The 6304-nt window shown below is 47.2% G+C and carries 13 protein-coding genes and 1 pseudogene; 12 read left to right on the forward strand and 2 right to left on the reverse strand.

Translation table 11 applies throughout. The annotated features are described in order from the left end of the window. The 12 genes and pseudogenes from H8S52_RS20105 to H8S52_RS19270 all read left to right on the forward strand — a co-directional run. Positions 1-98 (forward strand): annotated as a pseudogene (locus H8S52_RS20105) (IS982 family transposase); the annotation flags it as partial. Between the two features lie 651 nt (positions 99-749). Continuing rightward, complete coding sequence (locus H8S52_RS19220; RefSeq protein ID WP_032588465.1) at positions 750-1160, forward strand: hypothetical protein; 411 nt, start codon at positions 750-752, stop codon at positions 1158-1160. A gap of 62 nt (positions 1161-1222) precedes the next feature. Next, on the forward strand, positions 1223-1558 hold the full coding sequence (locus H8S52_RS19225; protein ID WP_004310306.1) for a hypothetical protein: 336 nt from the start codon (positions 1223-1225) through the stop codon (positions 1556-1558). 7 nt (positions 1559-1565) lie between these two features. Continuing rightward, the gene (locus H8S52_RS19230) at positions 1566-1781 is read left to right on the forward strand and encodes a hypothetical protein (RefSeq protein ID WP_005643957.1); all 216 of its coding nucleotides are present in this window, start codon (positions 1566-1568) and stop codon (positions 1779-1781) included. Positions 1782-1792: 11 nt separating this feature from the next. Continuing rightward, positions 1793-2014: a hypothetical protein gene (locus H8S52_RS19235; RefSeq protein WP_008019901.1), complete on the forward strand. Its 222-nt coding sequence runs from the start codon at positions 1793-1795 to the stop codon at positions 2012-2014. Positions 2015-2037: 23 nt separating this feature from the next. After that, a complete protein-coding gene (locus tag H8S52_RS19240; RefSeq protein ID WP_004310304.1) occupies positions 2038-2457 on the forward strand; it encodes a PcfK-like family protein in 420 nt (139 codons plus the stop codon). Beyond that, entirely contained in the window at positions 2454-3719 is a 1266-nt protein-coding gene (locus H8S52_RS19245; RefSeq protein WP_004310303.1) for a PcfJ domain-containing protein, read from the forward strand. Before H8S52_RS19240 ends, H8S52_RS19245 begins: the two co-directional genes overlap by 4 nt. Positions 3720-3743: 24 nt before the next feature. Beyond that, a complete protein-coding gene (locus H8S52_RS19250) occupies positions 3744-4001 on the forward strand; it encodes a hypothetical protein (protein WP_005827305.1) in 258 nt (85 codons plus the stop codon). A gap of 31 nt (positions 4002-4032) precedes the next feature. Further along, entirely contained in the window at positions 4033-4251 is a 219-nt protein-coding gene (locus tag H8S52_RS19255) for a DUF3873 domain-containing protein (protein ID WP_008770680.1), read from the forward strand. After that, positions 4191-4496 (forward strand): hypothetical protein, encoded by a 306-nt coding sequence (locus H8S52_RS19260; protein ID WP_004310302.1) that lies wholly within the window; start codon positions 4191-4193, stop codon positions 4494-4496. The genes H8S52_RS19255 and H8S52_RS19260 overlap by 61 nt, the downstream gene beginning before the upstream one ends. A gap of 53 nt (positions 4497-4549) precedes the next feature. Continuing rightward, on the forward strand, positions 4550-4858 hold the full coding sequence (locus H8S52_RS19265; RefSeq protein ID WP_004310301.1) for a hypothetical protein: 309 nt from the start codon (positions 4550-4552) through the stop codon (positions 4856-4858). A gap of 116 nt (positions 4859-4974) precedes the next feature. Then, on the forward strand, positions 4975-5196 hold the full coding sequence (locus H8S52_RS19270; RefSeq protein WP_004310300.1) for a hypothetical protein: 222 nt from the start codon (positions 4975-4977) through the stop codon (positions 5194-5196). A gap of 62 nt (positions 5197-5258) precedes the next feature. Here H8S52_RS19270 and H8S52_RS19275 read toward each other — a convergent pair whose 3' ends face one another. Both H8S52_RS19275 and H8S52_RS19280 read right to left on the reverse strand, forming a co-directional pair. Next, entirely contained in the window at positions 5259-5786 is a 528-nt protein-coding gene (locus tag H8S52_RS19275) for a glycoside hydrolase family protein (RefSeq protein ID WP_005827312.1), read from the reverse strand. Further along, a complete protein-coding gene (locus tag H8S52_RS19280; protein ID WP_032595742.1) occupies positions 5783-6289 on the reverse strand; it encodes a DUF3872 domain-containing protein in 507 nt (168 codons plus the stop codon). The genes H8S52_RS19275 and H8S52_RS19280 overlap by 4 nt, the downstream gene beginning before the upstream one ends. Positions 6290-6304 lie beyond the last annotated feature (15 nt).

Here is a 6304-nt window from a genome sequence, read left to right on the forward strand (position 1 = left end):
CCAACTCCTTGTCGGCTATCGCGGCATACTGCTTTTTTGAAAAGAAGCCCGCCATTGACGTAAATTTTGTCAATGACGGACAACTTGCTATTTTTTGATTTTATTTCGAACTCACGTTAATTATGTAAAATTTCATCCATAAGACCGAATCCGGTCAAAAATTCCATTTCAAACATCAATTCATCCACCCCTTACCGAAAAGAAACCCGTATTTTTGCTCCATGAAGTTACGAAAAGAGTGTAATTTATTGGAAATGAGCATTGGGTAATCGCTCATAATAGTAATAGGTTACGAATTAGTTAGTTATCTACTGCATTATTCTTCTGTGCGTTGCGTAACCTTCAAAGAACTCTTCGTATGCAAAAGTAACAATAAAACGGGAGATTTAGAAATGAATCTCCTGATTTTTTCTTCTCACACAAGTTTTTCCGTAAAAGCGATTTTATCCGTCAGCACACCATCGCCCAAAAAGATTTTGAACGAACGTGTGCCGACTGCCGCATAAGCGGAGAAAAGGGCTTTGCCTCACGCCTAAACAATAGTTTAGACTGATGAGACAAGGCCCCTTTCTTTTGTGCTTATGCCAAAGAGGTGCTTTTACGGGGTTTTGACGATTTTTCTTTTTTCGTTGTCCTTTTGAGCCGGAAGCGGAAAGCCGTGTATGACCGCACATTCCATAAATGGAACAAGCCGTCACTCACGGCAGACAAACCGGGAAGAATGATTTTATCCATCCGACCAAACACGTTTGGCCAAACAGATAAAAACATACTTCCTTGCCGATGGTTTGCTCGGTTTCACGCTACCGGCTATGTTCTTTTCTGTTGGGGATGTCTTTTTCACGGATTTCTCTTTTGAAGTTTTCCTGTCTAATCTGCCTCCACTTCCGTTTACCTCCATTTTCGCGCCTTTCAGTGAGCCGCATCAGGCAGTCATTTTCGTGCTGGGTGCAAAGGTAACTCCGGGATTGTACGGGAAAGCAAGGTCAAGCCTCCTGTTTTCTGGAAAAATCTCCAGCCTTTCGGGTAGTATTTTTCCGAAAAACCTTGCATTCCCTAATCCCTACCTTTTTAAGCACCCGAAACGAAAACGACCGATGCGACAGAAAGACGCATTAAAAAAAATGTCGGATAAACGAGAAGCAGATAAGATAGTTTGAAACTCAACTCCCTCAGCTCTTGAATCCGCATTAAAAAACAAAAAATCAAAAACAAAACGGATATGAGAACGGCAATAGCAACAAAATTCGTGGCATGGGAAGTACCAAGTTTGGAGAACCTGCAAGGCAGCAAGGTGTACGGACTTCGCACCAAACTGAACAATGGTGAGAAATTGAGCCGAGAGGAAAAGGATTGGCTTACACGCAACGTGAACAGCAACACCTATTTCAAGAGCGCAGTACCCTTGCAAGGTTGGATGTTTGACTTTTCCGACATTCTCCGAACCTACATTGTAAAGCAGTATGGACATTGGGCGGAATACAAGGCTACCGACAAGACCGCACTCCGCAGTTTCCTATACGGCAGGATAGACAGCATCGTGGAACTTAACAAATGATACGGCTATGACAGCAACGGTAAATTTCAGACAAATGGCGCAATACATAGGGCTTGCGATATGCACCCTAATCATGCGCACCGCCTTTTGGGTGTCCGGCATCCTTTGGTACATCGTCAGAGAGATAATAAACGGAGTGTTCCGAGTGGCAATAGGGGTAATCGTGGCTATTCTTTCCGTTATCCTGTTCTTCGGCTTCATTCTTTGGTTATTCACCCTTTAATCCCTACCGACATGGCAAAGAGAAGAAGCAAGACAGTGGAGCAACAATGCAGATACTACGAGGTGGGCAACATCTTCGAGTACATGGTGGAAACATACCTCAACGGCAATATGTCCGTGTTCCGTGGACTCTACCACGAACTGAACAAGGACGCACGGAAGGACTTTATAGACTTCCTATTGAGCGAGGTTGAGCCGATTTATTGGAGGGAGATTTTGAAACATACTATTTGACAACTCATAAAAACGACAGCGATATGAAAGGAACAGACCATTTCAAGAGAACGATACAGATGTATTTGGAACAACGTGCGGAGGAAGACACGCTCTTTGCGAAGAACTACCGCAATCCAGCCAAGAACATTGACGATTGCGTAACCTACATTCTGAACTATGTGCAGAAAAGCGGTTGTAACGGCTTCACGGACGGAGAGATATACGGACAAGCAGTACACTACTATGACGAGAACGAGATTGAGGTGGGCAAGCCTATCCAATGCCAAGTGGCGGTGAACCACATTGTGGAACTCACGGCAGAGGAAAAAGCAGAAGCACGTCAGCAGGCAGTCCGCAGATACCAAGACGAGGAACTCCGCAAGTTGCAGAACCGCACCAAGCCGACAAAGGCGAAAACAGAAACCCAAGTTCAACCCTCATTATTTGATTTTGGCTTATGAAACCGAGAAACAAATTTGAAAAAGCAGTTCTTGCCCAAAGCAAGAAACTACGCCCGATAACCCCGATACAGATAAATTGGGCATTCCGTAATTGCGTGGAGCATTATGCACACCGCTTGCCGAAAGGTCGTACCACTTGTATGGATTGCGGTCATAGTTGGGTAATGACGGAGCAGACCGAGCATTGTACGTGTCCCGAATGTGGAGCAAGTTTGAAAGTCTGCCTCACCTATCAGCGCAAGGTAAGACAAAAGCAGTATTTCACAACCCTTACCACAAGCGGAGAATACCAAGTGCTACGAATGTTCTTGCTTGTCGTGGGTATGGAGAAAGGGGTTAATGCCAAGTCCTATGCCCTTGAAATCGGGCAGTATTGGTGGAATGAACAAGGGCGTAAGGCTGTTGTTGCCATTCCACGCACATTGGGATGCTACATCGACACGTTCTCATTCGCTTCTCCTTTTGCTATCCGCAATGACAATGAAGCGTACCGCCATATCTCATATTCCCCGATATATCCAAGATATAAGGTGTTGCCGACGCTCCGCAGAAACGGCTTTAACGGCAATTTCCACGACATTGTACCCACCAAACTAATACCGGCATTATTGTCGGACAGCCGTGCGGAAACGCTGTTGAAGGCAGGGCAATATCCCATGTTGCGCTACTATCTGTACCACTCTTTCAATATTGGAGAGTATTGGGCTTCAATCAAGATATGTATCCGCAACGGCTATACTATTGAGGACGGCTCAATGTGGCGTGACACCATAGACCTCCTGCGTCATTTCGGCAAGGACACAAACAGCCCGAAATACGTTTGCCCTGCCGACCTCAAAGTTGAACACGACAAGTTGGTGGCAAAGCGCAACCTGCAAAGGAAACATGAGCGGACTGAACAGCAACGCAGGAAAGCGATTGAGGACGAGAAACAATATCTGAAAGCTAAGGGCATATTCTTCGGACTTGCCTTTACCGACAGCCTTATTTGCGTCAAAGTCATAGAGAGCGTGGAAGAAATGGCAGAGGAAGGAAGGACGATGCACCATTGTGTGGGCGGTTACCACAAACGAAAAGACTCCCTTATCCTATCCGCCACCATTGACGGAAAACGAATTGAAACGATAGAGGTGTCACTAAAAACTTTTGAGGTGGTGCAGTGTCGTGGCGTATGCAACGAGAACTCCGAATACCACGACCGCATCATCGCCCTTGTGAACAAGAACGCCAACCTTATCCGCCAGCGGATGAAAGCGGCATAATATCGACATCTAACAACTAACATTATGGAAGTAAGATTTGAAAGCATGGTTTTCCTATGGGATGATAAAATCCCCACGATGTTCCTTGAATTTATGAACCTCCTCACTCTTTGTCAGAGTGAGGAGCAATTAAGGGCGAGCGTCAAGGACTTTGCCGAGAAACACGAACTTGACAAGTTCTTCCTTTACGGCTTCGGCTCTCATCATTTCTACCTGCACCAACGCTACACGAGCGACCCCGAAATGGTGATGCAACACAGAGTGCTGTCTGTACATTTCTAATCATCTAAATAACAACGACTATGGCAACAAAATGACAATTAACGGAGTAAGCACCTGCCAATCGGCAGGAACGGAGAACTACGAGAAATTCCAAACGGGTATCGACAGACGCAAACGCACCCTTGTGCAATACGACTACCGCCACACGGACGGGGAACTTTTCTCTTGTGTCAAACCCACATTAGACGAATGTCGAGCCGCACGGGACAAGTGGCTAACGGCAAAGGAAAGGAAGGAGGAGAAGCGATGAACGAAGCAGGCTACCAAACGCTGATAGTCAAATTCAGCGAACCCATTACGGCATTGGACGGCATCTTTGACGATGCCGAAGCGTGGGGAGTTGATACCCTAAAGGGGTGGATAGACAGCTATGAAAGCAGCCGTTTCACTGCCATTGACAGCCATACGGCAGTCATCACGAGCGAGTATAGCATGGAATGTCTGAAAGAGTGGCTGGAAAAATGCACACCCATAACCGAGAAAACAGAATTTTGAACATTGGGGCGGTGTCCGCACCGCCCGAACCATAAACCTAAAAGACAACGGATATGATAGCAAAGACAATTTTAGAGCAGATTGGCGGCAGACGCTTTGCCGCCATGACGGGAAGCAAAGACTTCACAGACATGGGCAACGGCTTGCGCATGAGCCTTGCGAGGAACAAGACCAGTGCCAACCGCCTTGACATCATCTATGACGGAGGGGCAGACCTATACAATATGCGTTTCTACCGCAAGACGTTCAGCAAAAAGACATTCGAGAGCAGGACGAAGGACATTGAAACGCACGAGGGGATATATTGCGATATGCTGGAGGAAATGTTCACGATGGTAACGGGACTTTACACCCGCTTTTGAGGGGTGGGCGGCAAAAGCCGCCTACTTTCTTTCATGAGCATGATGGCGGATAAGAAAGTAGGCAAAGAAACCTTTGTACCAATCTACGATAGTATTCACAAAAACAAGTTTTAATCATGGAAACAATCAGACAGAACGGAAAAACCATCTTGTACAGCAACGACGGCATAAGCATAAAGATGGTTTTCAAGAACCTTACGGGCAGGAATTTTCAAGGTCAGGAATATACAGACTATATCCGGCATATCGCAATCGGCAGCATGGGATTTTCACCCGGTATCATAGAGCATTGCAGGGACGGTGAGGTTGCAGGCAAAGGGACAATCCCGAATGTATGAAAACTGAAACTCCGATGAAGTTGGCGGCTTCATCGGAGTTTCTTTCGTCAGACACTTATTCTTTATGGTACATACAGCAGCGCAAACTCAGCCTTCCTTCGTTTGAGCAGCATGGCGTGGCGTTTCCCCTTATAGTTACAGAAAGCGATATACTCCCGGTAGATGTTCCTGTCACCCGCCTCCAGCTTTCGGATTAGCGTGCTTTTGGGTATCTTCCCACTCCCCAAAAGACGGTACGGACCGACATTGTAGGCGAGCGTGGCAAGCAGAAGCGAATCCTTCCCGAACTGCTGGAACATCGCGCAGAACTTCCGCAGGTCTTTTCGCAGAAGCGCGTCCGCCTGCCGCTTCGTCATGGTGCGTGCCGAATACCTTTCCCCCGGCTGCAACCGATGTCCATATCCTACATACGGGTGATGTTTTTCCGAATGCCAGCCCTCAAAATACTTCGTGCATCGCACCGCCCTCTCAAATGGTGGCAGCCGGTAGATAGCCGCCTGCCCGTCCGTTCCCTCATGGCGTCTGTTCCGTGCGGACACGGAACAGACCGCCAGAAGCGAACAGAGGATAGCCATGAATACACGCATCATCGTGTAAAGGGCTTGAAGTTCCCGATGGGGACAACAGTGATAACCCCGTCATCCTTCACGTTTCGGTTGTTGAAGTCAAATTCCAACTCATAGGAGTTGCCGAAATTGTCCTCCACTACCACGATGAAGTTGTGCGCCTCGTCACCTTGCGCCGTGTAGTACAGCCGGAACTTCTCGTTTTCGAGCAGGTAGCGGTCATTGGGCAGGAAAGTGATGCCGTTGTCCATTTTCAGTGTGCCCTCACCCTCGAACTGGAAATACCGGATGGTATAGAGGGTATTGGCGAAATCGCCCGTTTTCTTCAGCTCACAGCGGATTTCCACCGTCTGCCCCTTTGTGACCTTGTTCGGCACGGGCATGGTTTCCACCGTGAAGGGATAGGATTGCTGGATGTCCATATCGTCGTCGCACGATACGAATGTGAATGACACTGCGGCGAACAGGCAGAGTGCCAACGCCTTGAAGATTGATGTTCTCTTGTTCTTGTTGTTCAGTATGTTCATTATTCTTTGATTTTT

The organism is Bacteroides sp. NSJ-48 (assembly GCF_014287405.1).
GTDB lineage: Bacteria > Bacteroidota > Bacteroidia > Bacteroidales > Bacteroidaceae > Bacteroides > Bacteroides stercoris.